The following is a 24,977-nucleotide window of genomic DNA, read 5'->3' as shown; positions in this document are numbered from 1 at the left end:
ATCGATGCAAGCACATGTGGCAACTGATCCGGCGGGTGAAGTACTTCATGAACAACGCCTCACCATTCCCGGGTGGTGGTCATGGATTGCAGATAGTGGAGCACAATTAGGATCAGTTATTTAGTACGCCATGACGATCACCCTATTATGCGGCAGGCTCCTCTGAGTGATGCCAGCAGGCGAGATCGCCAGGCTGTAGGGACAGCTGCCCAAGCGTCGGCGTCGAGCGTCGGTGGGGGTTAACTAGGTACCTTGTCCACTCAGCCAAATGACTGCGGATATCCTATCCTTGAGATAAGGAGATCCGTTTTTATATGGGAGCCAGTATGTTGCGTCCATTCATCATGGCCCTAGCTGTATTTGGGCTGACCGCTTGTACCGCGCACTCGCCGACCGGGCGGGGCCAGATGTTGATGTATTCGCCGGACGATATGCGGCAAATGGGGGCGCAGTCGTTTGCGCAGATCAAGCAGCAGGAGACGGTGTCGACCAATCGCCAGATCAACACCTATGTGCGCTGCATCGCCGATGCCCTGACTCAGCCGCAACACCTTGCCGCGATCGATCCTCAGCAGGTGGAAGCCTGGGAAGTGGTGGTGTTTGAGTCGGAGCAGGTCAACGCCTTTGCGTTGCCCGGCGGTCATATCGGGGTGTACACCGGCTTGCTCGAGGTGGCGCAGACGCCGGACCAGTTGGCGGCTGTGATGGGCCATGAGATCGGCCATGTCTTGGCGGATCACGGCAACGAACAGGTCTCCCGTGGGCAGATGACCAACGCTGGGCTGCAGATCGCGCAGATCGCCTTGGGGGCCAGCGGAACGGCCAATTCCGATATGATCATGGCGGGATTAGGCTTGGGCGCTCAAGTGGGGATCTTGCTGCCGTTTGGGCGTGAGCAGGAAAGCGAATCTGATGTGATCGGCTTGGAGTTGATGGCAAGGGCGGGGTTTGATCCTGCCGCGGCGGTAACTCTGTGGCAGAACATGGCGAAGGCCTCTGGTAGCGCGCCGCCTGAGCTGTTGTCGACTCACCCCTCCAGCCAGAGTCGGATCGCCGATCTGCAAAGCCGTCAGGGTGCTGCGGGGCAGCTTTACAATCAGGCAAAAGCCAGCGGCCAGCGGCCTAATTGTCGGGTTCCGGGCTAAAAAGGGTGATACAATCTGCGCCTTTGTAACCTCCTTATTTTGGGACAGTCTGATGACTTTTGATTCTATTGAACAGAAAGTAAGCTACGGTGTTGGTCGTCAAATGGGCGAGCAGCTGTCTAGCCAGAGCTTTGAAGGCGTAGACATTGCCGCCGTACAAGCGGGTCTGGCCGATGCCATGAACGGCGTGGACAGCGCTGTTGCACAAGAAGAGCTGCAAGAAGCATTCGCTGTGATCTCTCAGCGTATGCAAGAAGCGGCGGCTGCCAAGGCGAAAGAAGCGGCGGCGGAAGGTGATGCGTTCCTGGCAGAAAACGCCAAGCGTGACGACGTGACGGTAACCGAGTCTGGTCTGCAGATCGAAGTGTTGACTCAGGGCGAAGGCGAAAAGCCAACGGCTGAGTCCACTGTACGTTGTCACTACCACGGTACCTTCACCGACGGTCGTGTGTTCGACAGCTCTGTTGAGCGTGGCCAGCCAGCGGACTTCCCAGTGGGCGGCGTGATCGCCGGTTGGACTGAAGCACTGCAAACCATGCCAGTAGGCACCAAGGTGAAGCTGTACATCCCGCACAACCTGGCCTACGGCGAGCAGGGTGCTGGTGGTGCGATCCCACCGTTTGCCGCTCTGGTATTCGAAGTGGAGCTGCTGGAGATCCTGTGATCAGGAACCGGTTGTGAAAAAAAGGGAAGCCAGTGGCTTCCCTTTTTTTATGGGCGGTTGGGGCGGATCGAGTCGCTGGTTGCGCAACGATGAGCCCGAGCCGGTCTGTCTTCGATACTGCTCTTTGATTGGGCAGTCGTATCGAGTGGGCATTCGGATGATCAAATCATTAGAAGGTTGCGAGTAAAATCTTTATAGTTGCCGCAATGCGAATTGGAGAGGGAATAATTGTGGAAGCGATCCGCGTAGCTGTTACTGGTGCCAGTGGCCGTATGGGCCGTACTTTGATTGAGGCGGCATTAGCCCACCCTGGAGTGGAGCTCGGAGCAGCCTTAGAGCGTCCTGGCTCGACCTTGATCGGTTGTGATGCCGGCGAGTTGGTGGCTCGAGGCCACGCTGCGGTGAAGCTGACAGGCGATCTTGCGTTGGTGAACGATGATTTTGACGTATTGGTCGACTTTACCTCGCCGAAGTCCAGCTTGGGGTTCTTGCAATATTGTGTGGAGAACAACAAGCCAATGGTGATTGGTACCACAGGGTTCACCGATGAGGAGAAGGCCGAGATCGCACAGGCGGCTCAGGCCATTCCGGTGATCCTAGCTCCGAACATGGCGGTAGGGGTTAACTTGCTGTTCAAGCTGTTGGAAACGGCGGCGGAGGTGATGGGAAGCTATACCGATATCGAGATCATTGAAGGACATCATCGCTTCAAGAAAGATGCACCGTCGGGTACAGCGTTGAAGATGGGAGAGGTGATCGCGGACAAGTTGGGGCAGGATCTGAACGAATGCGCCATCTACGGTCGTGAAGGGATCACCGGTGAACGTGATCGCGATACCATCGCCTTTTCCACCATCCGTGCCGGTGACATTGTCGGTGAGCACACCGCGCTGTTTGCTGACATCGGTGAGCGTCTGGAGATCACCCATAAGGCGTCCAGTCGTATGACCTTTGCCAATGGCGCAATGCGCGCATCGTCGTGGTTGATGCAGCGTGAGCCAGGCTTGTACGATATGCAGCAGGTCTTGGGCTTTAAGCCAGTCTGATGGGATAGGCTCGCATATGCGGGCCTTTTTACTGCGTAATTTTTGCTAAAGAAATGTAGGCAAATGAAGCTTTTGCGGGTACAATGCGCGGAATTTGCCAAAAATACGAATGTGTCCACATTCGAATGATGTTTAAGTGGCAAAGAATCAAAAACTTATAATTATATCTGGTGGGAGGTCAAGTTGAACAAAACTGCCCTGTTAGTGCTCCAGGATGGGACTGTTTTCCGTGGTAAATCCATAGGTGCGAACGGTTTGTCATCCGGAGAAGTCGTTTTTAACACTTCTATGACCGGCTATCAAGAGATCCTGACTGATCCATCCTATTCTAGACAGATCGTCACCCTTACCTACCCCCATATTGGCAACACCGGTGCCAACTCCGAAGACGTCGAATCCGACGCGATCCATGCCCAAGGCCTAGTTATCCGCGATCTCCCCGCACTGGCCTCCAGCTTCCGCAATGAAGAATCCCTGTCTGATTACCTTACGCGCCATGGCATTGTCGGCATCGCCGATATTGATACGCGTAAGCTTACTCGAATTCTGCGCGAGAAGGGCGCTCAAAATGGCGCCATCATTGCCGGTGAAGACAATGTTGAGAAAGCGCTGGAAGCGGCACAAGCGTTTCCTGGCTTGAAAGGGATGGATCTGGCCAAGGAAGTCACGGTTGCGAAGCCCTACAACTGGCGCAACGGCTCTTGGCAATTGGTGGGCGGTTTGCCGTCGGATACGCCTGCTTCCGAGTTGAAATACAAAGTGGTCGCTTACGACTATGGCGTGAAACAGAACATCCTGCGCATGCTGGTGGATCGCGGTGTCGATGTCACCGTCGTTCCTGCGCAGACCCCGGCATCTGAAGTGCTGGCGATGAAGCCAGATGGTATGTTCTTGTCGAATGGCCCGGGAGATCCTCAGCCATGTGACTACGCCATCGAGGCGATCACCGAGATCCTCAAGACCGAGATCCCTGTGTTTGGCATTTGTCTGGGGCACCAGTTGTTGGCACTGGCCTCCGGTGCACAGACTGTCAAGATGAAGTTTGGTCACCACGGCGGTAACCATCCGGTGAAGGATCTGGATCGTAATGTGGTGATGATCACCGCGCAAAACCACGGTTTTGCTGTCGATGAAGAGACCTTGCCGTCCAGCTTGCGTGCGACGCACAAGAGCCTGTTTGATGGTTCCCTGCAGGGGATCCATCGTACCGACAAGCCGGCCTTCTCCTTCCAGGGACACCCGGAAGCGAGCCCAGGCCCGCACGACGCCGCGCCACTGTTCGACCATTTCATCGAGCTGATGGATCAATTCAAGGCCGCTCAATAAGCGCACAGAGAAGAAGACGATGCCAAAACGTACTGACATTAAAAGTATTCTGATCCTGGGCGCAGGCCCGATCGTGATCGGCCAGGCCTGTGAGTTTGACTACTCCGGTGCCCAGGCCTGTAAAGCCCTGCGCGAAGAGGGCTACCGCGTCATCCTGGTGAACTCCAACCCGGCCACCATCATGACTGATCCGGAGATGGCCGACGCCACCTACATTGAGCCGATCCACTGGGAAGTGGTTCGCAACATCATCGCCAAAGAGCGCCCGGATGCGGTGCTGCCGACCATGGGTGGCCAGACTGCACTGAACTGTGCGCTGGAGCTGGAAGCCAAGGGCGTGCTGGAAGAGTTTGGCGTTGAGATGATCGGCGCGACTGCCGATGCCATCGATAAAGCGGAAGATCGTTCCCGCTTCGATGCGGCAATGAAATCCATTGGTCTGGAATGCCCACGAGCGGGCATTGCTCACTCCATGGATGAAGCCAATGCCATCCTCGATGATGTGGGTTTCCCCTGCATCATCCGTCCGTCCTTCACCATGGGTGGCAGCGGCGGCGGTATTGCTTACAACCGCGAGGAGTTCGAAGAGATCTGTACCCGTGGTCTGGATCTGTCCCCGACCAACGAGCTGCTGATCGACGAATCCCTGATCGGTTGGAAAGAATACGAGATGGAAGTGGTCCGCGATAAGGCGGATAACTGCATCATCGTTTGTGCGATCGAAAACTTCGATCCTATGGGCGTGCACACCGGTGACTCCATCACCGTGGCGCCGGCACAGACCCTGACCGACAAAGAATACCAACTGATGCGAAACGCCTCCATGGCGGTACTGCGTGAGATCGGCGTGGAAACCGGCGGCTCTAACGTTCAGTTTGGTATTAACCCGAAAGATGGTCGCATGGTGTTGATCGAGATGAACCCACGGGTCTCTCGCTCCTCCGCCCTGGCGTCGAAGGCGACGGGTTTCCCTATCGCCAAGATCGCCGCTAAGCTGGCCGTCGGTTTCACCCTGGATGAGCTGCAGAACGACATCACCGGTGGCGCGACCCCGGCCTCGTTCGAGCCGTCCATCGATTACGTGGTCACTAAGATCCCACGCTTTAACTTCGAGAAGTTTGCCGGCTCCAACGACCGTCTGACCACTCAGATGAAGTCCGTGGGCGAAGTGATGGCCATCGGCCGTACCTTCCAGGAGTCCTTCCAGAAGGCCCTGCGTGGTCTGGAAACCGGCATGACCGGCCTGGATCCCGTGGTGGATCTGGATGACGCCGATGCGATGGCGAAGATCCGATACGAACTGCAAGATTGTGGTTGTGAGCGTCCTTGGTTTATCGCCGACGCGTTCCGTGCGGGCATGACCCTGGATGAGATCTTCAAGATCACCAACATCGACCGTTGGTTCTTGGTGCAGATCGAAGAGCTGGTTCAGCTGGAAGCGCAAGTGAAAGAGGGCGGCATGGCCGGCCTGAGCTACGACTTCCTGCGTACCCTGAAGCGTAAAGGCTTCTCCGACTTGCGTTTGGCGAGCCTGATCGGCGTGTCCGAAGGCGAAGTGCGCAAACTGCGTCACAAGCATGAGCTGTTCCCTGTGTACAAGCGGGTGGACACCTGTGCCGCCGAGTTCTCCACCGATACCGCGTACATGTACTCCACGTACGAAGATGAGTGTGAAGCGAATCCTTCGGACAAAGAGAAGATCATGGTGATCGGCGGTGGCCCGAACCGTATCGGGCAGGGCATTGAGTTTGATTACTGCTGTGTGCATGCGGCACTGGCGATGCGCGAAGACGGTTACGAGACCATCATGGTCAACTGTAACCCGGAAACCGTGTCCACCGACTACGACACCTCAGATCGTCTGTACTTCGAGTCCATTACTCTGGAAGACGTGCTGGAGATCGTTCGCGTCGAGCAGCCTAAAGGTGTCATCGTTCAGTACGGCGGCCAGACGCCGCTGAAACTGGCCCGTGCCCTGGAAGCCGCTGGTGTGCCGATCATCGGTACTTCGCCGGATGCGATTGACCGTGCCGAAGACCGTGAGCGCTTCCAGCAAGCGGTTGAGCGCCTGGGTCTGAAGCAGCCGGAAAACAGCACAGTCACCACGGTTGAGCAGGCGGTTCGTGATGCCGAGCGGATCGGTTACCCGCTGGTGGTTCGTCCGTCCTATGTCCTGGGCGGCCGTGCCATGGAGATCGTTTACGATGAGCAGGATCTGCGTCGCTACTTCAACGAAGCGGTGAGTGTCTCCAACGAGTCGCCGGTTCTGCTGGATCGCTTCCTGGATGACGCCATCGAAGTGGATTGTGATGCTATCTGTGATGGTACCGACGTGGTGATCGGCGGGATCATGGAGCACATCGAACAGGCGGGGGTTCACTCCGGTGACTCCGGTTGTTCTCTGCCTCCGTACACCCTGAGTGCTGCCATTCAGGACGTGATGCGCGAGCAGTGCCGTAAGCTGGCACTGGAGCTGGGCGTCGTGGGCCTGATGAACATTCAGTTCGCGGTGAAAGACAACGAGGTGTACCTGATCGAGGTGAACCCACGTGCTGCCCGTACTGTGCCGTTTGTGTCCAAAGCCATTGGCGCGCCAATTGCTAAGATCGCTGCCCGTGTGATGGCAGGGACCTCTTTGAAAGAGCAAGGCTTTACTAAAGAGATCATCCCGCCGTACTACTCCGTCAAGGAAGTGGTGCTGCCGTTCAACAAGTTCCCGGGTGTCGATCCGCTGCTGGGGCCAGAAATGCGTTCCACCGGTGAGGTGATGGGCGTGGGTGATACCTTCGCTGAAGCTTATGCCAAAGCGCAGCTGGGCGCGATCAAAGATGTGCCAAAAGATGGCCGCGCACTGCTGTCTGTCCGTAACGGCGATAAGCGTCGTGTGGCAGAGCTGGCGCGCCAGCTGATTGATCTGGGCTACGAGTTGGACGCGACTCACGGTACCGCCGTTGCGCTGGGCGAAGCGGGCATTAACCCTCGTCTGGTCAACAAGGTACACGAAGGTCGTCCTCACATTCTGGATCGCATTAAGAACGATGAATACACCTACATCGTGAACACGACCGAAGGTCGTCAGGCGATTGAGGATTCCCGTCAGTTGCGTCGCGGTGCCCTGCGTTACAAGGTGAACTACACCACCACCATGAACGCAGCCTTTGCGACTTGTCTGGCTTATAAGGCCGACGATCGTGAGAAGGTGGCCTCTGTTCAGGAACTGCATAAGCGCAGCCTGGCCTAAGCCTCCGTGTTTGGTTCCGTCGGCTGACGCCGGACTTAACCAAAGATAACAAAACGCCGGACGGGATGACCCGCCGGCGTTTTGCTATTACAATCTGTGGCAACATCGAGAAAACCATTTCCCTTACCTGCTGATGAGGCCTTGCAACCGCTGGGTCAGGCAGGTATTTGTCGGAGAAAAGAGAACTACTATGAGTCAGGTACCTATGACGGTCCGCGGCGCTGAGCAGCTGCGTGAAGAGTTGGAACATTTGAAGTTTACCCGTCGTCCGGCGATCACTGCGGCCATCGCGTCTGCCCGTGAGCTGGGCGATCTGAAAGAAAACGCGGAATACCATGCGGCGCGTGAAGAGCAGGGCATGACCGAGGCGCGTGTGCGTGATATCGAAGGTAAGCTGGGCGTGGCTCAGATCATTGATGTCACCAAGATGGCCAACAACGGCAAGATCATCTTTGGCGCGACGGCGACCTTGGTCAACGTCGACACCGACGAAGAGGTGACCTACCGCATCGTGGGCGATGATGAGGCTGATCTGAAGAACAATCTGATCTCGGTTAATTCACCGGTGGCCCGTGCCATGATCGGCAAGGAGCTGGACGATGCGGTGATCGTCAAAGCACCGAGCGGCGACATTGAATACGAAGTGATCAAGGTCGAGTACATCTAAGCCGGCGCAGGTCCTTAGGACCGGCTATGGTTGATGGGCTTGTTGCGGATAGAAAAAAGCCGCCCACTGGGCGGCTTTTTATCAGCGAAAATTAACGTGCTTTGGGCACTTCGATTTTGCGCTTCTCAGACGGGCGGTACAGCACCTGGATATGACCAATGGTTTGTACTTCAACCGCTTTGGTTTCGCGAACGATGGCGTCCATGATGGCGCGTTTCATTTCGCGGTCCTCGGAGGAGGCTTTGACTTTGATCAGCTCGTGGTGATCCAGCGCCAGCTCGATCTCAGCCAGTACGCCCTCGGTCAGGCCATTGGCCCCGAGGATCACCACAGGCTTGAGGCCGTGAGCCAGCCCTTTCAGGTACTGCTTTTGTTTGGTGGTCAATTGAGTCATCAGGCACTCTTTTTGGCTTGGTGGGCTTGAAAACCGCGTATTCTAGCCGCATCTACGTCTTATTACTAATCCTTACCATAATAATGGTATCGATCCCGTTTTTAATCAGGAAAGCCGAGTTGGCATGACCAAGAAAAAACACACGGCCAGTTCCAAGCGCTGGCTGACAGAGCATTTTGACGATCACTACGTCAAGCAGGCACAGAAAAAGGGGCTGCGCTCCCGGGCGATATTTAAGCTCGAAGAGATTCAGCAAAAAGACAAACTGCTGAAGCCCGGCATGTCGGTGGTGGATCTGGGCGCGGCACCGGGTGGCTGGTCTCAATACGCAACCGAACAGGTGGGTTTGGACGGCCAGGTGATCGCCTGTGATATTTTACCGATGGACCCAATCGCTGGCGTCGACTTCCTTGAAGGTGATTTTCGTGATGAAAATGTCCTCAATGCATTGCTCACCCGTATCGGTGATGCCAAAGTGGATGTAGTGATGTCGGATATGGCGCCGAATTTCTCCGGTGCCGGAGCGGTGGATCAGCCGCGGGCGATGTATCTGGTGGAGTTGGCCTTTGATATGTGCCACCAGGTATTGGCCCCGAACGGTGCGTTTGTGGTGAAAGTTTTCCAAGGCGAAGGCTTTGATCAATACCTGCAGGAAGTGCGTAATCGCTTTCGTAGCGTAAAAATTCGCAAACCGGACAGTTCGAGAGCCCGTTCGCGGGAAGTCTACATTGTGGCTAGCGGTTACAAAGGTTAAGCTAGCTGTAATAAACCAAGGAATATGAGAGGTTCCATACCTTGAGTGATATGGCGAAAAATTTGATCTTATGGCTGGTGATCGCAGTCGTTCTGATGACTGTGTTCCAAAGTTATTCGCCGCGTTCCGGCAATAACAGTGCCATGAGCTACAACACCTTTGTTGAGGCTTATGAAACAGGGCAAGTCAGCACTGTTGAATTCCAGCCCGATGCGGTCACGATCCGAGGCACGACACGGGGTGGCGAGAAATTCGTTACCTACATGCCTGTCTACGACAAAGATCTGTTGAATGAGTTGCTCAACAGCAACGTTCAGGTCACAGGTGTGCCGCCGGAGCAGCCCAGCGTGCTGGCTCAGATCTTCATCTCTTGGTTCCCGATGCTGTTGCTTATCGGGGTTTGGATCTTCTTCATGCGGCAGATGCAGGGCGGCGGTGGCAAAGGTGCCATGTCGTTCGGCAAGAGCAAAGCTCGCCTGATGGGTGAGGATCAGATCAAGACCACTTTTGCTGATGTCGCGGGCTGTGATGAAGCGAAAGAGGAAGTGGGCGAACTGGTTGACTACCTGCGTGATCCAACTAAGTTCCAGAAGCTGGGGGGTAAGATCCCAACCGGCGTACTGATGGTTGGTCCTCCGGGTACCGGTAAGACCTTGCTGGCCAAAGCGATTGCGGGCGAAGCCAAGGTGCCGTTTTTCACTATTTCCGGCTCCGACTTTGTCGAGATGTTTGTGGGTGTGGGTGCTTCCCGTGTTCGTGACATGTTCGAACAGGCGAAGAAGTCTGCACCGTGCATCATCTTTATTGATGAGATCGATGCGGTCGGTCGTCAGCGTGGCGCGGGTTTAGGTGGTGGTCACGATGAGCGTGAGCAGACCCTGAACCAGATGCTGGTTGAGATGGACGGCTTTGAGGGCAACGAGGGGATCATCGTGATCGCCGCGACCAACCGTCCAGACGTTCTGGATCCCGCGTTGCTGCGTCCCGGTCGTTTCGACCGTCAGGTAACGGTTGGCTTGCCGGATGTGCGCGGACGGGAGCAGATCCTTAACGTTCATATGCGCAAGGTGCCTCTGGGTGAAGGGGTTGATGCCTCATTGATCGCCCGCGGTACGCCAGGCTTCTCGGGTGCGGAACTGGCTAACTTGGTGAACGAAGCGGCGCTGTTTGCTGCGCGTGCCTCCAAGCGACTGGTAAGCATGGAAGAGTTTGAGAAGGCCAAAGACAAGATCATGATGGGTGCCGAGCGCCGCTCTATGGTGATGTCGGAAGATGAGAAGCGGATGACCGCCTACCACGAAGCCGGCCACGCCATTGTGGGTCGCTTGGTGCCAGAGCACGATCCGGTTTACAAGGTTTCCATCATTCCACGTGGCCGTGCCTTGGGCGTGACCATGTACCTGCCTGAGCAGGATCGTTGGAGCCACTCCAAGCAGCATCTGGAGTCCATGATCTCCAGCTTGTATGGTGGTCGGATCGCCGAGCAATTGATCTACGGCGATGACAAGGTGACCACAGGTGCCTCGAACGACATCGAGCGTGCGACTGACATCGCCCGTAAGATGGTGACTCAGTGGGGCCTGTCTGAAAAGCTGGGGCCGATGAACTACGCCGAAGATGACGGTGAGGTGTTCTTGGGTCGCTCGATGGCGAAAGCCAGCCACATGTCGGGCGAGACTGCGAAGCTGATCGACGAAGAGATCAAAGAGTTTATCGATCGCAACTATCAGCGTGCGCGTCAGCATCTGGTCGATAACATGGACATTCTCCATTCCATGACCGATGCGCTGATGAAGTACGAGACCATTGATGCACGCCAGATCGACGATCTCATGGCTCGCACCGATGTTCGCCCACCCGCGGATTGGGACAGCAGTGATCGTCCTAACTCCGGTGATGGCGATGGCTCCGCTAAGGCCGAGGCTGAGGTGAAAGAAGCCGATGTCGAAACCACCAGCCCAGATGAGCTGTCTTCTGACGGTGAGCAGGCTCCGGTAAAATAAGCGTTTATGCTTTGCTATTAAGCCCCGCAGTGCGGGGCTTTTTTGTAAGACCAAGGAAATATGATGCAACTTGTTTGTGGCAAACGGACTCTGGATCTGACCCAGACGCAGATCATGGGGATCCTCAATGTAACCCCGGACTCGTTCTCCGATGGCGGTCGCCATCAGGCGCTCGATGCGGCCTTGATGCAAGCGCGCGCCATGGTGGCGGCCGGGGCGACGTTGATCGACGTGGGAGGGGAGTCCACCCGACCAGGCGCGGCGGACGTGGCGTTAGAGCTGGAGTTGGCGCGTACCCTACCGGTGATCGAGCGGATCGCCGCTGAGTTGGATGTGGTGATCTCGATCGATACCTCCAAGGCCGAGGTGATGCGCCAGGCCGTCGCGGCCGGGGCCGGGATGATCAACGACGTGCGCGCCTTGCAGGAGCCAGGGGCGTTGTCCGCAGCGGCCAGTGGCGACGCGGCGATCTGCTTGATGCACATGCAAGGTCAGCCCAGGACCATGCAGCATGCTCCCAAGTATGATGATCTGTTTGCGGAGGTGAATGGTTTTTTCCAGCAGCGGATCGACGCGTGTGCTGCGGTTGGGATCGCGCCGGAGCGATTGGTGCTGGATCCTGGCTTTGGCTTTGGCAAGACGCTAGAGCATAACTATCAGTTGTTGGCACGATTGGATCGGTTGGCGGATCACCAGCGGCCTTTATTGATCGGCTTGTCGCGTAAGTCGATGATCGGTCAACTGTTGGAGCGTGGCGTTGAAGGGCGTATGGTGGGCAGTGTCACGGGAGCCTTATTGGCGGCGCAGCAAGGTGCCGAGATCGTGCGGGTGCATGATGTGCAGGCAACGCAAGATGCCTTGACCGTTTGGCGTCAAACCGAGGCCTTTCGATAGATCTGAGCTATAGCGAGGGAGCGTATGGGGGAGAGCCTGAGAGTCACGGATGCTATGGCTGTTGCGGTCGGCGGGTTGCACCCTCTGTATGCCATGCGTTTGGGGGCGTGCCTGGGCCGGGCACTCGAGTCCGAACGCCCTTTGGTTGTTCTGGCTAAAGATCCGCGCCAAAGTAGCTATATGTTGGAGGCGGCCCTGCAGGCGGGCCTCAGCGCGTCCGGAGCGGATGTGCTGTTGGCGAGCTCCTTGCCAGAGCCCGGCTTGCGTTATTTGACCCGCACCTTTCATGCCGATGCCGGGGTGATGATCGGAGCGGCGAACATGCCACACCCCTATAGCGATCTCACCCTATTCGATGGCAATGGCGCCCCCTACAGCACCGAGCAACGCCAGGCAGTGGAGCCTCAGCTCGATCAGCCGCTGATGTGTGTCAGCTCTGATCGGCTGGGCAAGGCCACCAAGATCACCGACGCGGTGGGGCGCTACGTCGAGTACTGTAAATCACGGTTTAGCGCCGGCGTGGCGCTTAAAGGCATAGGTGTCCTGGTGGATACCGCCCATGGGGCTTGCCATAAGGTGGCGCCAAAGGTCTTGACTGAGCTGGGCGCCCAAGTGACGCTACGCCGGGGTGATCCCAACGGCTTTAATATTAATAACCAGAGTTTGGTGCAGGTTGAAGCCTCCTTGGCGGATGCGATGGCAACCCGATCGGTGCAGTTTGCTTTGGGACTGAACAGCGAAGGCTCGGGGTTTGTTTTACTGAATGATTGCGGCATGGTGATCGCGGATCATTGGAAAGATGAGCAGCTTCATTGTCGGGATGGTATGGTCGAGGCATTGGCTGAGTTGTCCCGGCATCTGCAGCGCTAAGTGAGGACGACGATCTTGCGTATTTTGCCTCAGGATCGTCGACTTTTTACCTAAGCTGAGTAAAGAATCAGCGGTTGAGCAGAGATGATGACATTGGCTCTTGTCACAGCAAAGTCAGTTAGATATTATCTCGCTCGCTTTCACAGGAGACGTTTATGGCGACGAGACGACCTTTGGTCGCGGCTAATTGGAAGATGGCCGGTAGTCTGCAGTTGGCGCAAGAGCTGATTCAGAAGTTTTCACGAATTTCTGGTGGTTCGCCAGATGTGGTGCTATGCCCTCCCAGCGTTTACCTGGATAACATACAGCGAAAGCTGGAAGCCGCTAGTCAGACGTTGTCGGGATGCTCACTGCATCTTGGGGGTCAAAACTTGAGTCATCAAGAGTTTGGCGCTTATACCGGGGAGATCTCCGGCGGCATGCTGAAAGAGTTTGGCTGTAAATATGTTATCATCGGTCACTCCGAGCGCCGTCGTATGTACGGAGAGACCAGCGACATGGTGGCAGAAAAATTCGCCATGGCGCAGAAGATGGGATTAACCCCCATCCTTTGTGTCGGAGAATCCTTGGCAGCGCGCCAAGCAAACCGAACCTTCGAAGTGTTGGCCGGTGAGCTGGATGCGGTGCTCGACAAAGTCGGGATCATGGCGTTTGATAATGCGGTCCTTGCCTACGAACCCTTATGGGCTATCGGTACGGGTAAGAGCGCAACCCCTGAGCAAGCTCAGGAGGTACATGCTTACTTACGTCAACGGTTGTCGGCACTATCCCCTTACGAGGGAGAAAAGATTCGTATCTTGTACGGTGGCAGCGTCAAGCCGAGTAACGCGGCGGACCTGTTTACCCAACCGGATGTCGATGGTGGTTTGGTTGGTGGTGCGAGCTTAAATGCCAGCGAATTTGTAACGCTGTGCCGCATCGCTTCACAGGCGGAATGAGTGAAAGATGTTTGAAGTATTAATGGTTGTTTACTTGTTGGTGGCGTTGGCGATTATTGGCCTGGTGCTTATTCAACAAGGTAAAGGAGCGGGTATGGGTGCCTCTTTCGGTGCCGGTGCTTCAGCAACGCTGTTTGGCTCCTCAGGTTCAGGTAACTTCCTGACCCGCACGACTGCCGTATTGGCTACCGTGTTTTTCGTATTGAGCCTGCTGCTGGGTCGTATGACCGCGAACAGCGCACAGCCAAGCGATGATTGGAACCAGATCGATGTTCCAGTGGTTGAGCAAACTCAACCAAGTGACGTACCCGCTGCTAGCGACGTGCCGAACTAAGCCTAAGTCAGGCCTAAAGACAACAGTTTTTGCCGTGGTGGTGGAATTGGTAGACACGCCATCTTGAGGGGGTGGTGAGCTATGCTCGTGCGGGTTCAAGTCCCGCTCACGGCACCAAACATTGCGTCATCTATATCCCAGTGGTATAGTGTCGCCGAAATTGACGCGGGGTGGAGCAGCTTGGTAGCTCGTCGGGCTCATAACCCGAAGGTCGTCGGTTCAAATCCGGCCCCCGCAACCAATTTCCTGATTGTTGAGATGTTTGTCTCCAATCGGTATTTGCCGGTATCTTGTCTGCTTGCCCAGCTCGATATCGCTCCGTGGCTTAGTCCGGTCGTTAGACCAAAAACCGTGGCGGAGACGGTGGTAGGGAAACCTACCGAAGCCGATGGCTTCAAACAGGGTACAGCGAACTTTAAGCCCCGTTTAAAACCGGGGCTTTTTGTTATCTGTCTCTTGGGGTTTGACTATCCTAGATAGTCGGGTGAATGGGCGTTATGCCCTTTTTTTGTTTATAGGGGTGATCCCATGGCGACGATAGAACAACGCCTGACTGAGATGCTGGCTGAGCCGGTTGAGGCTCTGGGCTATGAGCTCTGGGGCTTGCAATATGTGCGAGCTGGCAACCACTCCGTGTTGCGTCTTTTTATTGACCATGAAGATGGCATTACAGTGGAAGCCTGTGCGGAAGTGAGCCGTCAGGCCAGTGCGGTATTGGATGTAGAAGATCCGATCAGCACTGAATACAATTTGGAAGTCTCGTCTCCCGGGATGGATCGCCCGCTGTTCACTGCCCAGCATTATCAAAAATATCTCGGCTCCGAAGCGATTCTGGTGCTGAATATGCCAATGGACGGCAAACGTAAGTGGCGTGGAGAGATCGCCGCCGTAGACGGTGAAGTCATCACCTTACGTAGTGAAGGCAAAGATCAGATGATGATGTTGTCGAACATCCAAAAATCCCATCTGGTTCCTAAATTTTAAGTTTCAGGGTGAAACGAGGCTGACATGAGCAAAGAAATCCTGGCGGTAGCCGAGGCGGTATCTAACGAGAAAGCGGTACCGCGTGAGAAAATTTTCGAGGCGCTAGAAATTGCCCTCGCCACCGCGACCAAGAAAAAGCAAGAATTAGAGATTGATGCTCGCGTATGCATCGATCAGCGTACCGGTGAGTACGATACCTTCCGTCGTTGGGAAGTGATCGAAGACGATACCGAGATGGAGTTTCCAACTCGCCAGGTTTACCTGTCTTCCGCGCGTGCGATGGAAGAGGATGAATCCATCGAGGTGGGTGACTTCGTTGAAGAGCAGATCGAATCTGTTGTCTTTGACCGTATCACGACCCAGACGGCCAAGCAGGTTATCGTACAAAAAGTACGTGAAGCTGAGCGCGCTCAAGTTGTTGAGCAGTTTAAAGATCGCGAAGGTGAGTTGGTCACCGGCGTGGTGAAAAAGGTTAACCGTGATTCTGTCATCGTTGATCTGGGCAACAATGCGGACGCTATCCTGTTCCGTGAAGAGATGTTGCCACGTGAGAACTTCCGTCCGGGTGACCGGATCCGAGCTCTGCTGCATTCGGTCCGTCTGGAGTCCCGTGGCTCCCAGCTGTTCCTGAGCCGCTCACGCGCCGAGATGCTGATCGAGTTGTTCCGCATCGAGGTGCCAGAGATCGGTGAAGAGATGATCGAGATCATGGGTGCGGCCCGCGATCCGGGTTCTCGCGCTAAGATCGCCGTTAAGTCGAATGACAAGCGTATCGATCCTGTGGGTGCCTGTGTCGGCATGCGCGGCGCGCGTGTTCAGGCTGTGTCTGGCGAACTGGGCGGCGAGCGTATCGATATCGTTCTGTGGAACGACAACGAAGCTCAGTACGTGATCAACGCGATGGCGCCAGCCGATGTTTCCTCCATTGTGATGGATGAAGACAACAAGTCGATGGACGTCGCGGTTGAGAAAGACAGCTTGGCCCAAGCCATCGGTCGTAATGGTCAGAACGTACGTTTGGCCTCTCAGGTGACTGAGTGGGAACTGAACGTGATGACCACAGAAGATCTGGCGGCGAAACACGAAGCCGAATCTGCCAAGACCTTGTCGGTCTTTGTTGAAGGCCTGGACATCGATGAGGAGTTCGCTTCCGTCTTGGTCGAGGAAGGTTTCACCAGTTTAGAAGAGATCGCTTACGTACCAGTGGCTGAGCTGCTGGAGATCGACGGTTTGGATGAAGAGACCGTTGAACAGTTGCGTGAGCGTGCGAAGAGCGCCCTGACCACCAAGGCACTGGCTTCGGAAGAAGCGCTGGATGGTGCTGAGCCGGCAGAAGATCTGCTTGCGCTGGAAGGTTTGGAGCGTCACTTGGCATTTGTATTGGCAAGTCGCGGTGTTGTGACTCTGGAAGATCTGGCCGATCAAGGCATTGACGATCTTACGGACATCGAAGAGCTGAACGACGAGAAAGCGGGCGAGCTGATCATGGCCGCGCGTAACATTTGCTGGTTCAGCGACGAAGCATAAACATCGGTCAACAGAGGATATAAGGATAATGTCAGATAAAACGATTCAATCGCTTGCTGAGGAAGTTGGCAAACCCGTTGACCGACTGCTAGCCCAATTTAACGAGGCTGGTATCAAGAAATCCGCTGGCGACAGCGTCAGTCAGGCGGAGCAGCAAACCTTGCTGAACCATCTGGCTGAGCAGCACGGTGGCAAGGCTGAGCCGACCCGCATGACGTTGCAACGTAAGACTCGCTCCACGCTGAACGTAGCGGGAAGCGGTGGTAAGAGTAAAGCGGTTCAGGTTGAGGTGCGCAAAAAACGCACCTACGTGAAGCGCAGTGCAGTGGATGAACAGGCCAAGCAGGAAGCGGAAGAGCAAGCTCGCCGTGAGGCCGAAGAGAACGCGAAGCGCGAGGCTGATGCCAAGCGTCAAGCGGAAGAGCAAGCTCGCCGTGAAGCCGAACAGAAGGCCAAGCGTGCGGCGGAAGAGAAGGCAAAACGCGAAGCGGCGGAAGCGGCTAAGCGTCAGACCGAATCGGTAAAAGAGCCGGCAACCGTTGCGCAAGAACAGAAAGCCAAAGAAGAGGCAGAAGCATTGTTAAAAGCGCAAGAAGCAGAAGCGGCACGGAAAGCGGAACAGTTGGCCATTGAGAAGGCCGAAGAGGCCAAGAAGCTGGCCGAAGAGAATGCCCAGCGCTGGGCGGAAGAAGATGCCAAGCGCAAGGAACAGGAAAAGAACGCTGACTATCACGTGACCACTTCTGTTACGGCTCGTGCTGCTGAAGATCAGCAGGACGCGAAAGCCGAGCGCAGCGGCCCTCGTCGTAAGAAGAAGCCTGCGGGCAACAATGATCGCAACGCGCGCGGTGGTCGTAACGACCGTCGTGGTGGCCGTGGTGGTCGTAACAAGCGTGGTGTGAACGCACCATCCTCTATGCAGCACGGTTTCCAGAAGCCGGCTGAGAAGGTGGTACGTGATGTTGTGATCGGCGAGACCATCACAGTGGCAGAGTTGGCTAACAAGATGGCCATCAAAGCGACTGAGATCATCAAAGCGATGATGAAGATGGGCTCCATGGTGACCATCAACCAGGTGATCGATCAGGAGACCGCTCAGGTTGTTGCCGAAGAGCTGGGCCACAAAGTGGTTCTGCGTAACGACAACGAGATGGAAGATGCGGTGATGTCCGATCGTGACACCACGGCGGAAACCGTTCACCGTGCGCCGGTTGTGACCATCATGGGCCACGTTGACCACGGTAAGACCTCTTTGCTGGATTACATCCGTCGCGCGAAAGTGGCTTCCGGTGAAGCGGGTGGCATTACCCAGCACATCGGTGCTTACCACGTAGCGGTTGGCGACGGCAGCATCACCTTCCTGGACACCCCTGGACACGCCGCCTTTACTAGCATGCGTGCCCGTGGCGCCAAGGCCACCGATATTGTGGTTCTGGTTGTTGCCGCGGACGATGGTGTGATGCCACAAACCATCGAAGCGATCCAGCACGCCAAAGCGGCTGAAGTGCCGCTGGTGATCGCGGTGAACAAGGTCGATAAAGAAGACATCGATCTGGACCGTGTTAAGAACGAGCTGTCTCAGCACGGCGTGATCCCAGAAGATTGGGGCGGCGAGCACATGTTCGCTCACGTTTCGGCCAAGACCGGTCAGGGCGTTGATGAGCTGCTGGAAGGCATCATCCTGCAATCTGAAGTACTGGAACTGACCGCGCGTAAAGAGGGCATGGCCCATGGCGTTGTGATCGAGTCCCGTTTGGATAAAGGTCGCGGCCCAGTTGCGTCGGTTCTGGTTCAGGAAGGTACCTTGCGTCGCGGTGATATCGTTCTGTGTGGCCTGGAGTACGGCCGTGTTCGTGCCATGCGTGACGAAAACGGCAAAGAGATTGACGAAGCGGGTCCATCCATCCCGGTTGAGATCTTGGGTCTGTCCGGTGTACCGGCGGCCGGTGACGAAGCCACTGTGGTTCGTGACGAGAAGAAGGCCCGTGAGGTTGCTCTGCATCGTCAAGGCAAGTTCCGCGAAGTGAAGTTGGCGCGTCAGCAGAAGGCCAAGTTGGAGAACATGTTCACCAACATGACCGCAGGCGATGTGTCCGAGTTGAACGTGGTACTGAAAGCCGACGTACAGGGCTCTTTGGAAGCGATCGCCGACTCCCTGAGCAAGCTGTCCACCGACGAAGTGAAGGTGAACATCATTGGTCGTGGTGTGGGTGGTTTGACCGAGACCGATGCGTCTTTGGCTGCCGCGTCCAACGCGATCTTGGTTGGCTTCAACGTCCGTGCCGATGCCGTGGCCCGTCGTATGGTCGACAATGAGAACTTGGATCTGCGTTACTATAGCGTGATCTACGATCTGATCGACGAAGTGAAACAGGCGATGAGCGGTATGCTGGCGCCTGAGTTCAAGCAGGAGATCATTGGTCTGGCTCAGGTACGTGAAGTATTTAAGTCACCGAAGATCGGTGCGGTCGCGGGTTGTATGGTGACCGAGGGTGTGGTTAAGCGTAACGCGCCTATCCGTGTTCTGCGTGAAAACGTGGTGATCTACGAAGGCGAGCTGGAATCCCTGCGCCGCTTCAAAGACGATCTGCAGGAAGTGCGTAACGGCATGGAGTGTGGTATCGGCGTTAAGAACTACAATGATGTGAAGGTCGGTGACCAGATCGAAGTGTTCGAAACCGTTGAAGTGAAGCGCTCCCTGTAATCGCAGCGGAACATCAAATAACAGGGGCACTCGGTCCAACGGCGATTGAGCGCCACTGATATCAAGAGGGGCCATGCGCCCCTCTTTTTGGTAGAGAAGATAATGGCTAGAGAATTCAGTCGAACCAAACGTGTTGGTCAGCAGCTTCAGCGTGAGCTGGCGATGGTGATGATGCGTGAGATCCGTGATGACCGCCTTGGTATGGTCACGGTCAATGAAGTCGAAGTGTCCCGCGATATGGGTTACGCCAAGGTGTTTGTCACCTTTTTGAATGACGACGCGGACGAAGTGAAGAAGCAACTGGAGGCGCTGATCGAGCTGGCGCCGATGATCCGCACCTTGTTGGCCTCTCGCCTCAAGCTGCGGGTGATGCCGGAGATCCGCTTCCAATACGATAAATCCCTGGTCGAAGGGATCCGTATGGCCAGCCTAGTTTCTAAGGTGCGTGCGGAAGACGATGCCAAAGCCGAGAAGCACGGCACGGGCGAAGATGAAAACGGCGAGGCGGGTGAGTAATGGGTCGTCGTCGTAATCGTGGCCGTCTGATCGACGGTGTGCTGCTGCTGGATAAACCGCAAGGGCTGTCCTCGAACGATGCGCTGCAGAAGGTCAAGCGGATCTACAATGCCAACAAAGCGGGTCACACCGGGGCATTGGATCCACTGGCGACCGGGATGCTGCCGATCTGTTTGGGCGAGGCCACCAAGTTTTCCCAATTCCTGCTGGATTCCGACAAGCGTTACACCGTGGTCGCCAAACTGGGCGTGCGTACCGATACTTCTGATGCCGACGGCGAAGTGGTGTCAGAGCGTCCGGTTAACGTGACCGCAGAGCAGCTCAATGCCGCGCTGGACACCTTCCGGGGTGACACCATGCAGGTGCCGTCGATGTACTCGGCGCTCAAATACCAGGGCCAGCCGCTGTACAAGTATGCCCGCGAGGGGATCGAGGTGCCGCGTGAAGCGCGTCCGATCACCGTATTCGAGCTCAACCTGCTGCGATTCGAAGGCGATGAGGTGGAGTTGGACATTCATGTGTCCAAAGGCACCTACATCCGCACTATCACCGATGATCTGGGTGAGCTGTTGGGCTGTGGCGCACACGTCAAAGTCTTGCGTCGCACGCAGGTGGCCGGTTACCCCGCAGAGCGTATGGTGACGTTGGAGCAGCTCCAGCAATTGCTGACTGAGGCCGAGCAGCAAGAGGTGGCACCAAAAACGTTTTTGGATCCGTTCTTGTTGCCGATGGATACCGCGGTAGGCTCACTGCCTGAGGTCAACATGACCGATGTGGTGGCCAGTTACTTGATGCAGGGCCAGCCGGTGCAAGTGCCGGGGGCACCACTCGATGGTTTGGTGCGTCTGACCATTGGCGAGGCGAAGACCTTCGCTGGCATCGGTCAGATCGATGATGACGGTCTGGTGGCTCCGAAGCGCCTGGTGGTGTTTCAAGACGCTTGAGGCCAAGGGGCAGAGCCGTTATACTGCCCCGCCTCTTGAGCTGAGTTAGTGATCGGCTCAAGATCGATTTACTTATTTTTTGGAGAGATGACTATGTCACTAAGCGCAGAAGCTAAAGCGAAGATCGTTGCTGAGTTCGGTCGTGGTGAAAACGACACCGGTACCCCTGAAGTACAGGTTGCCCTGCACACCGCTCAGATCAACCACCTGCAAGGCCACTTCAAGCAGCACATCCACGACCACCACAGCCGTCGCGGTCTGCTGCGCATGGTTGCTCAGCGTCGTAAGCTGCTGGACTACTTGAAGCGTAAAGATGTAGCTCGTTACCAAGAGCTGATCGCCAAGCTGGGTCTGCGTCGCTAAGTCGCACCAAGTTTTGAAAAAGGGAGCCTTAGGGCTCCCTTTTTTCGTCTCGGACCACTAGCTGCGCTTGATCCGCACCACCTTCATGATCTCCATCTCAAAGCCGGCAACCGATTCTGTCGCAGCGTAATAGGTCAGGTTAACCCGTTGGCCCTTGAGTGACTGGTAGCCTTTGGGGCGGCGGAACTTGAAGGGGACATCATGCCCCTCCAGCATTAAGGTGTGTAATACCCAGTCACCGCTCTCGCGCTGCGTATGGGAGGCCACCTTAACGCCTTCTGAGTGAGTGAGCTGTTGGTGCTTTTTAAGCATTTTGTCTGGGTCTGAGTGCATCGGTTGGCCCTTTCGTTTGGCGGTGGTGGGAGCGAGTCGGAGCAGCAATTCAAGTTGGCCTAGCGAGCGCGAAACGGTCAATGAAGCTTCGGTTTTTTGGGGCGATCCTTTGGATCTTATCGGCAAACAATTCGCTGAGCTGCTCTGTCTTTCGGTCGGCTTTGCAGTATACTAACGAGCGAATTTCAAGACGAAAATAGATTAAAGGAAACAGCTAGTGAATCCTGTCATTAAGAGCTTTCCCTACGGTAAACATACCGTAACCCTGGAAACCGGTGTTATCGCCCGTCAAGCCGATGCCGCCGTTCTGGCCAGCATGGGCGACACCACGGTATTGGTTACCGTGGTCGGTAAGAAAACCGTTCAGCCGGGTCAGGACTTTTTCCCGCTGACCGTGAACTACCAGGAAAAGACTTATGCAGCCGGTAAGATCCCGGGTGGCTTCTTTAAGCGTGAAGGTCGTCCTGCTGAAAGCGAGACTCTGACCGCGCGTTTGATCGACCGTCCGATCCGCCCTCTGTTCCCGAAAGGCTTCATGAACGAAGTCCAGGTGGTTGCTACCGTTGTTTCCGTTGAGCCGGCCGTTTCTCCAGATGTGGTCGCGATGATCGGTGCGTCTGCGGCGCTGTCTCTGTCCGGCGTGCCGTTTAACGGTCCTATCGGCTGTGCTCGTGTTGGCTATCAAGATGGCGAGTACCTGCTCAACCCATCCGTTGAGGAGCTGAAAGAGTCTAAGCTGGATCTGGTTGTTGCCGGTACCGAAGGCGCGGTTCTGATGGTGGAATCCGAAGCCGAAGTGCTGTCTGAAGAAGTGATGCTGGGTGCTGTGGTTTACGGTCACCAAGCTCAGCAGATCGTGATCAACGCGATCAACGAGCTGAAGGCCGAAGCGGGCAAGCCGGCTTGGGACTGGACTGCGCCAGAGAAGAACGTGACTCTGGCCGATAAAGTGGCTGAGTTGGCTGAAGCTAGCCTGGGCGATGCCTACCGCGTGACCGACAAGGTTGAGCGTGTTGCCGCCATCAATGCGGCCAAGACCGCGGCGAAAGAAGCGATCCTGGCTGCCGATCCTGAGCAAGATGGTTCCGAGATCTCCGGCCTGCTGGGTGCATTGGAAAAGTCCGTAGTTCGTCGCCGTATCATCGCCGGTGAGCCGCGCATTGACGGTCGTGACACCAAGATGGTTCGCGCCCTGTCTGTCCTGCCTGGCGTTCTGCCACGTACTCACGGCTCGGCCCTGTTTACCCGTGGTGAGACTCAGGCACTGGTTGCCGCGACGCTGGGTACCGAGCGTGACGGTCAGATCATCGATGAGCTGATCGGCGAGCGTACCGATCGCTTCATGCTGCACTACAACTTCCCTCCATACAGCGTCGGTGAGACCGGCTTTATGGGTTCACCGAAGCGTCGTGAGATCGGCCACGGTAAACTGGCGAAGCGCGGTGTTCAGGCCGTAATGCCCACCGCAGAAGAGTTCCCGTACACCGTTCGTGTGGTTTCTGAGATCACCGAATCCAACGGCTCCTCCTCCATGGCCTCCGTATGTGGTACCTCTTTGGCTCTGATGGACGCCGGTGTGCCGATCAAGGCTTCTGTGGCGGGTATCGCCATGGGTCTGGTGAAGGATGGCGACAAGTTTGCGGTTCTGACCGATATCTTGGGTGACGAAGATCACCTGGGTGACATGGACTTTAAGGTCGCCGGTACCACAGGTGGTATCACTGCGCTGCAGATGGACATCAAGATCGAAGGCATCACTCAGGAGATCATGCAGATCGCCCTGAAGCAGGCCAACGAAGCGCGTAACCACATCTTGGCTGTGATGGATCAGGCGATGCCGTCTCACCGCACCGAGCTGTCTATCCACGCACCTCGAATCACCACCATCAAGATCAACCCGGACAAGATCCGCGACGTGATCGGTAAAGGTGGTGCGGTGATCCGTGCATTGACCGAAGAGACCGGCACCACCATCGAGATCGAAGATGATGGTACCGTGAAGGTGGCTTCTACCGACGGTGCGGCAGCGAAAGATGCGATCGCACGCATCGAAGCGATCACCGCGGATGTGGAAGAGGGTCGTGTCTACAAAGGTAAGGTTGTTCGTATCGTTGATTTCGGTGCGTTTGTAAACATCCTGCCAGGTAAAGACGGTCTGGTACACATCTCTCAGATCTGTGAAGAGCGCGTCAACAACGTGGCTGATCACCTGAGCATGGGTCAGGAAGTGGACGTCAAGGTGGTTGAAGTTGACCGCCAAGGCCGTATCCGCCTGTCCATGAAGGAAGCCGCGGTTAAGCCTGCTGCCGAGTAAGGCAAACTGTGGTAAAAAGGAGAGCATTAGCTCTCCTTTTTTGTTTGATGGTGCGGGAACTCGTTTTCCTGAGGCCAAAAGGACCGAAATGACGATGAAGAAGTTATTGGCACCGGCGTTGATCGCCGGTTTGCTGTTAGGCGGTTGTGCGACTCAGCCATCGAGCGTGGGTTATGAGCCACAGTTGCTGCTGGCAACGCCACGACAAGCGGATCCTCAGGTTGAGATCCAACTGGCCAAGCTCAGCGAATTGTTGCAGGTGCCGGATCTGACCGAGCAACAGCGCGCCCGTTTCCTATATGACCGTGGCATTCGGTACGATGCGGTGGGATTGCGCACACTGGCTCGGATCGACTTTAATCAGGCGTTATCGCTGCAGCCCGATTATACCGATGTGTATAACTTCATCGGGATCTACGCTACTCAGGCGATGGAGTTCGATCAGGCTTACCAGGCGTTTGATGCCGTGCTTGAGTTGGATCCGGAATTTACCTTTGCCTATCTCAATCGAGGGATCGCGCTTTACTACGGCGAACGGGCCGATCTGGCGGTCCAGGATCTGACCACCTTTTTGCTGGAAGAGCCCAGCGATCCCTATCGCGCTATCTGGTTATATCTGGCGCAGCAGGAGCTGGACTCTGAGCAAGCCCTGATCCAACTGGCGGATCACCGCACTCGGATGGATGAGGACAATTGGGCGACCGGCCTAGTGGATCTGTTCTTGGGCCGGATCGGCGCGGGCGATCTGTTGGCCAGCAGCCGTGAGGGGCTGAGCCAGCAAGGCGAATTAGCCGAGCGCCTGTGCGAAGCCTATTTCTATTTGGGCAAGCGAGCGCGTCTGCAAGGTGACAATGGCAAGGCGATGAACCTGTACAAGCTGGCGCTAGCGACCAATGTGTATGAGTTTGTCGAGCATCGCTATGCCCTGATGGAGATGCGTCAGGTGGCCGAGAGCGCCATGGCTGAGGCCGAAGCTCGTACCCGAGACCGCGCGCCAACTTTCTGATCCCATCGAT

22 protein-coding genes and 2 tRNA genes are annotated in these 24,977 nt (G+C 56.0%); 22 read left to right on the top strand and 2 right to left on the bottom strand.

Annotated elements, in window-relative coordinates; all coding sequences use genetic code 11:
- Positions 1-326: 326 nt before the first annotated feature.
- The 6 genes from ABEA08_RS03705 (at position 327) to greA (ending at position 8,089) form a co-directional block, all read left to right on the top strand.
- Positions 327-1,145, top strand: coding sequence for a M48 family metallopeptidase (locus tag ABEA08_RS03705; RefSeq protein ID WP_345333435.1), 819 nt, complete (start codon positions 327-329; stop codon positions 1,143-1,145).
- Between the two features lie 52 nt (positions 1,146-1,197).
- Entirely contained in the window at positions 1,198-1,809 is a 612-nt protein-coding gene (bamJ, locus tag ABEA08_RS03700; RefSeq protein ID WP_345333433.1) for a BamJ family beta-barrel-assembly machinery protein, read from the top strand.
- Positions 1,810-2,015: 206 nt separating this feature from the next.
- The gene (dapB, locus tag ABEA08_RS03695; RefSeq protein WP_425557322.1) at positions 2,016-2,855 is read left to right on the top strand and encodes a 4-hydroxy-tetrahydrodipicolinate reductase; all 840 of its coding nucleotides are present in this window, start codon (positions 2,016-2,018) and stop codon (positions 2,853-2,855) included.
- Between the two features lie 183 nt (positions 2,856-3,038).
- Positions 3,039-4,181 carry a glutamine-hydrolyzing carbamoyl-phosphate synthase small subunit gene (gene carA / locus ABEA08_RS03690; protein WP_345333431.1) on the top strand — a complete coding sequence of 381 codons (1,143 nt, stop codon included), beginning with the start codon at positions 3,039-3,041 and terminating at the stop codon, positions 4,179-4,181.
- Between the two features lie 19 nt (positions 4,182-4,200).
- A complete protein-coding gene (carB, locus tag ABEA08_RS03685; protein WP_345333429.1) occupies positions 4,201-7,422 on the top strand; it encodes a carbamoyl-phosphate synthase large subunit in 3,222 nt (1,073 codons plus the stop codon).
- Positions 7,423-7,612: 190 nt separating this feature from the next.
- Positions 7,613-8,089 carry a transcription elongation factor GreA gene (greA, locus tag ABEA08_RS03680; RefSeq protein WP_345333427.1) on the top strand — a complete coding sequence of 159 codons (477 nt, stop codon included), beginning with the start codon at positions 7,613-7,615 and terminating at the stop codon, positions 8,087-8,089.
- A 91-nt stretch (positions 8,090-8,180) separates the two neighbouring features.
- On the opposite strand, the gene yhbY is transcribed toward greA, so the two are convergent.
- Complete coding sequence (yhbY, locus tag ABEA08_RS03675; RefSeq protein WP_345333425.1) at positions 8,181-8,483, bottom strand: ribosome assembly RNA-binding protein YhbY; 303 nt, start codon at positions 8,481-8,483, stop codon at positions 8,181-8,183.
- Positions 8,484-8,607: 124 nt separating this feature from the next.
- Between yhbY and rlmE the strand changes: the two genes are divergently transcribed.
- From rlmE to rpsO, 14 genes are all read left to right on the top strand, one after another.
- A complete protein-coding gene (gene rlmE, locus ABEA08_RS03670; protein WP_345333423.1) occupies positions 8,608-9,237 on the top strand; it encodes a 23S rRNA (uridine(2552)-2'-O)-methyltransferase RlmE in 630 nt (209 codons plus the stop codon).
- A 41-nt stretch (positions 9,238-9,278) separates the two neighbouring features.
- Positions 9,279-11,240, top strand: coding sequence for an ATP-dependent zinc metalloprotease FtsH (ftsH, locus tag ABEA08_RS03665; RefSeq protein ID WP_425557321.1), 1,962 nt, complete (start codon positions 9,279-9,281; stop codon positions 11,238-11,240).
- 60 nt (positions 11,241-11,300) lie between these two features.
- Positions 11,301-12,134, top strand: coding sequence for a dihydropteroate synthase (gene folP / locus ABEA08_RS03660; RefSeq protein WP_345333419.1), 834 nt, complete (start codon positions 11,301-11,303; stop codon positions 12,132-12,134).
- Between the two features lie 54 nt (positions 12,135-12,188).
- Positions 12,189-13,004 (top strand): phosphohexomutase domain-containing protein, encoded by an 816-nt coding sequence (locus tag ABEA08_RS03655; RefSeq protein ID WP_345333417.1) that lies wholly within the window; start codon positions 12,189-12,191, stop codon positions 13,002-13,004.
- A gap of 155 nt (positions 13,005-13,159) precedes the next feature.
- Positions 13,160-13,942, top strand: a complete 783-nt coding sequence (tpiA, locus tag ABEA08_RS03650; RefSeq protein WP_345333415.1) for a triose-phosphate isomerase — start codon at positions 13,160-13,162, stop codon at positions 13,940-13,942.
- Positions 13,943-13,949: 7 nt separating this feature from the next.
- Positions 13,950-14,276 (top strand): preprotein translocase subunit SecG, encoded by a 327-nt coding sequence (gene secG / locus ABEA08_RS03645; protein ID WP_345333413.1) that lies wholly within the window; start codon positions 13,950-13,952, stop codon positions 14,274-14,276.
- A 31-nt stretch (positions 14,277-14,307) separates the two neighbouring features.
- A tRNA-Leu gene (locus ABEA08_RS03640) sits at positions 14,308-14,393 on the top strand.
- 47 nt (positions 14,394-14,440) lie between these two features.
- Positions 14,441-14,517 (top strand) — tRNA-Met (locus ABEA08_RS03635).
- Between the two features lie 287 nt (positions 14,518-14,804).
- A complete protein-coding gene (gene rimP, locus ABEA08_RS03630; protein ID WP_345333411.1) occupies positions 14,805-15,260 on the top strand; it encodes a ribosome maturation factor RimP in 456 nt (151 codons plus the stop codon).
- Positions 15,261-15,284: 24 nt separating this feature from the next.
- Positions 15,285-16,787, top strand: coding sequence for a transcription termination factor NusA (gene nusA, locus ABEA08_RS03625; protein ID WP_345333409.1), 1,503 nt, complete (start codon positions 15,285-15,287; stop codon positions 16,785-16,787).
- A 28-nt stretch (positions 16,788-16,815) separates the two neighbouring features.
- Positions 16,816-19,491 carry a translation initiation factor IF-2 gene (gene infB, locus ABEA08_RS03620; RefSeq protein ID WP_345333407.1) on the top strand — a complete coding sequence of 892 codons (2,676 nt, stop codon included), beginning with the start codon at positions 16,816-16,818 and terminating at the stop codon, positions 19,489-19,491.
- Positions 19,492-19,593: 102 nt separating this feature from the next.
- Entirely contained in the window at positions 19,594-20,007 is a 414-nt protein-coding gene (gene rbfA, locus ABEA08_RS03615) for a 30S ribosome-binding factor RbfA (RefSeq protein WP_345333405.1), read from the top strand.
- Complete coding sequence (truB, locus tag ABEA08_RS03610) at positions 20,007-20,951, top strand: tRNA pseudouridine(55) synthase TruB (protein ID WP_345333403.1); 945 nt, start codon at positions 20,007-20,009, stop codon at positions 20,949-20,951. The genes rbfA and truB overlap by 1 nt, the downstream gene beginning before the upstream one ends.
- Positions 20,952-21,044: 93 nt before the next feature.
- Positions 21,045-21,314 carry a 30S ribosomal protein S15 gene (gene rpsO, locus ABEA08_RS03605; RefSeq protein WP_345333401.1) on the top strand — a complete coding sequence of 90 codons (270 nt, stop codon included), beginning with the start codon at positions 21,045-21,047 and terminating at the stop codon, positions 21,312-21,314.
- Positions 21,315-21,371: 57 nt separating this feature from the next.
- On the opposite strand, the gene ABEA08_RS03600 is transcribed toward rpsO, so the two are convergent.
- Positions 21,372-21,647 (bottom strand): hypothetical protein, encoded by a 276-nt coding sequence (locus ABEA08_RS03600; protein WP_345333399.1) that lies wholly within the window; start codon positions 21,645-21,647, stop codon positions 21,372-21,374.
- Between the two features lie 217 nt (positions 21,648-21,864).
- Here ABEA08_RS03600 and pnp point away from each other — a divergent pair, with 217 nt between their 5' ends.
- Both pnp and nlpI read left to right on the top strand, forming a co-directional pair.
- Positions 21,865-23,961: a polyribonucleotide nucleotidyltransferase gene (gene pnp / locus ABEA08_RS03595; RefSeq protein WP_345333398.1), complete on the top strand. Its 2,097-nt coding sequence runs from the start codon at positions 21,865-21,867 to the stop codon at positions 23,959-23,961.
- Between the two features lie 94 nt (positions 23,962-24,055).
- The gene (gene nlpI, locus ABEA08_RS03590; RefSeq protein ID WP_345333397.1) at positions 24,056-24,967 is read left to right on the top strand and encodes a lipoprotein NlpI; all 912 of its coding nucleotides are present in this window, start codon (positions 24,056-24,058) and stop codon (positions 24,965-24,967) included.
- The last annotated feature ends 10 nt before the right edge of the window (positions 24,968-24,977 follow it).

The organism is Ferrimonas pelagia (assembly GCF_039543565.1).
GTDB lineage: Bacteria > Pseudomonadota > Gammaproteobacteria > Enterobacterales > Shewanellaceae > Ferrimonas > Ferrimonas pelagia.
This window is presented reverse-complemented; position numbering and strand designations above follow the sequence as displayed.

Coding starts and splice junctions, on each gene's coding strand:
- ABEA08_RS03705 (WP_345333435.1), top strand. CDS start 327: ATGTTGCGTCCATTCATCATGGCCCTAGCTGTATTTGGGCTGACCGCT.
- secG (WP_345333413.1), top strand. CDS start 13,950: ATGTTTGAAGTATTAATGGTTGTTTACTTGTTGGTGGCGTTGGCGATT.
- nusA (WP_345333409.1), top strand. CDS start 15,285: ATGAGCAAAGAAATCCTGGCGGTAGCCGAGGCGGTATCTAACGAGAAA.
- infB (WP_345333407.1), top strand. CDS start 16,816: ATGTCAGATAAAACGATTCAATCGCTTGCTGAGGAAGTTGGCAAACCC.
- folP (WP_345333419.1), top strand. CDS start 11,301: ATGATGCAACTTGTTTGTGGCAAACGGACTCTGGATCTGACCCAGACG.
- ABEA08_RS03600 (WP_345333399.1), bottom strand. CDS start 21,647: ATGCACTCAGACCCAGACAAAATGCTTAAAAAGCACCAACAGCTCACT.
- rpsO (WP_345333401.1), top strand. CDS start 21,045: ATGTCACTAAGCGCAGAAGCTAAAGCGAAGATCGTTGCTGAGTTCGGT.
- yhbY (WP_345333425.1), bottom strand. CDS start 8,483: ATGACTCAATTGACCACCAAACAAAAGCAGTACCTGAAAGGGCTGGCT.
- dapB (WP_425557322.1), top strand. CDS start 2,016: ATGCGAATTGGAGAGGGAATAATTGTGGAAGCGATCCGCGTAGCTGTT.
- greA (WP_345333427.1), top strand. CDS start 7,613: ATGAGTCAGGTACCTATGACGGTCCGCGGCGCTGAGCAGCTGCGTGAA.
- rlmE (WP_345333423.1), top strand. CDS start 8,608: ATGACCAAGAAAAAACACACGGCCAGTTCCAAGCGCTGGCTGACAGAG.
- truB (WP_345333403.1), top strand. CDS start 20,007: ATGGGTCGTCGTCGTAATCGTGGCCGTCTGATCGACGGTGTGCTGCTG.
- rbfA (WP_345333405.1), top strand. CDS start 19,594: ATGGCTAGAGAATTCAGTCGAACCAAACGTGTTGGTCAGCAGCTTCAG.
- rimP (WP_345333411.1), top strand. CDS start 14,805: ATGGCGACGATAGAACAACGCCTGACTGAGATGCTGGCTGAGCCGGTT.
- carB (WP_345333429.1), top strand. CDS start 4,201: ATGCCAAAACGTACTGACATTAAAAGTATTCTGATCCTGGGCGCAGGC.
- tpiA (WP_345333415.1), top strand. CDS start 13,160: ATGGCGACGAGACGACCTTTGGTCGCGGCTAATTGGAAGATGGCCGGT.
- nlpI (WP_345333397.1), top strand. CDS start 24,056: ATGAAGAAGTTATTGGCACCGGCGTTGATCGCCGGTTTGCTGTTAGGC.
- ABEA08_RS03655 (WP_345333417.1), top strand. CDS start 12,189: ATGGCTGTTGCGGTCGGCGGGTTGCACCCTCTGTATGCCATGCGTTTG.
- bamJ (WP_345333433.1), top strand. CDS start 1,198: ATGACTTTTGATTCTATTGAACAGAAAGTAAGCTACGGTGTTGGTCGT.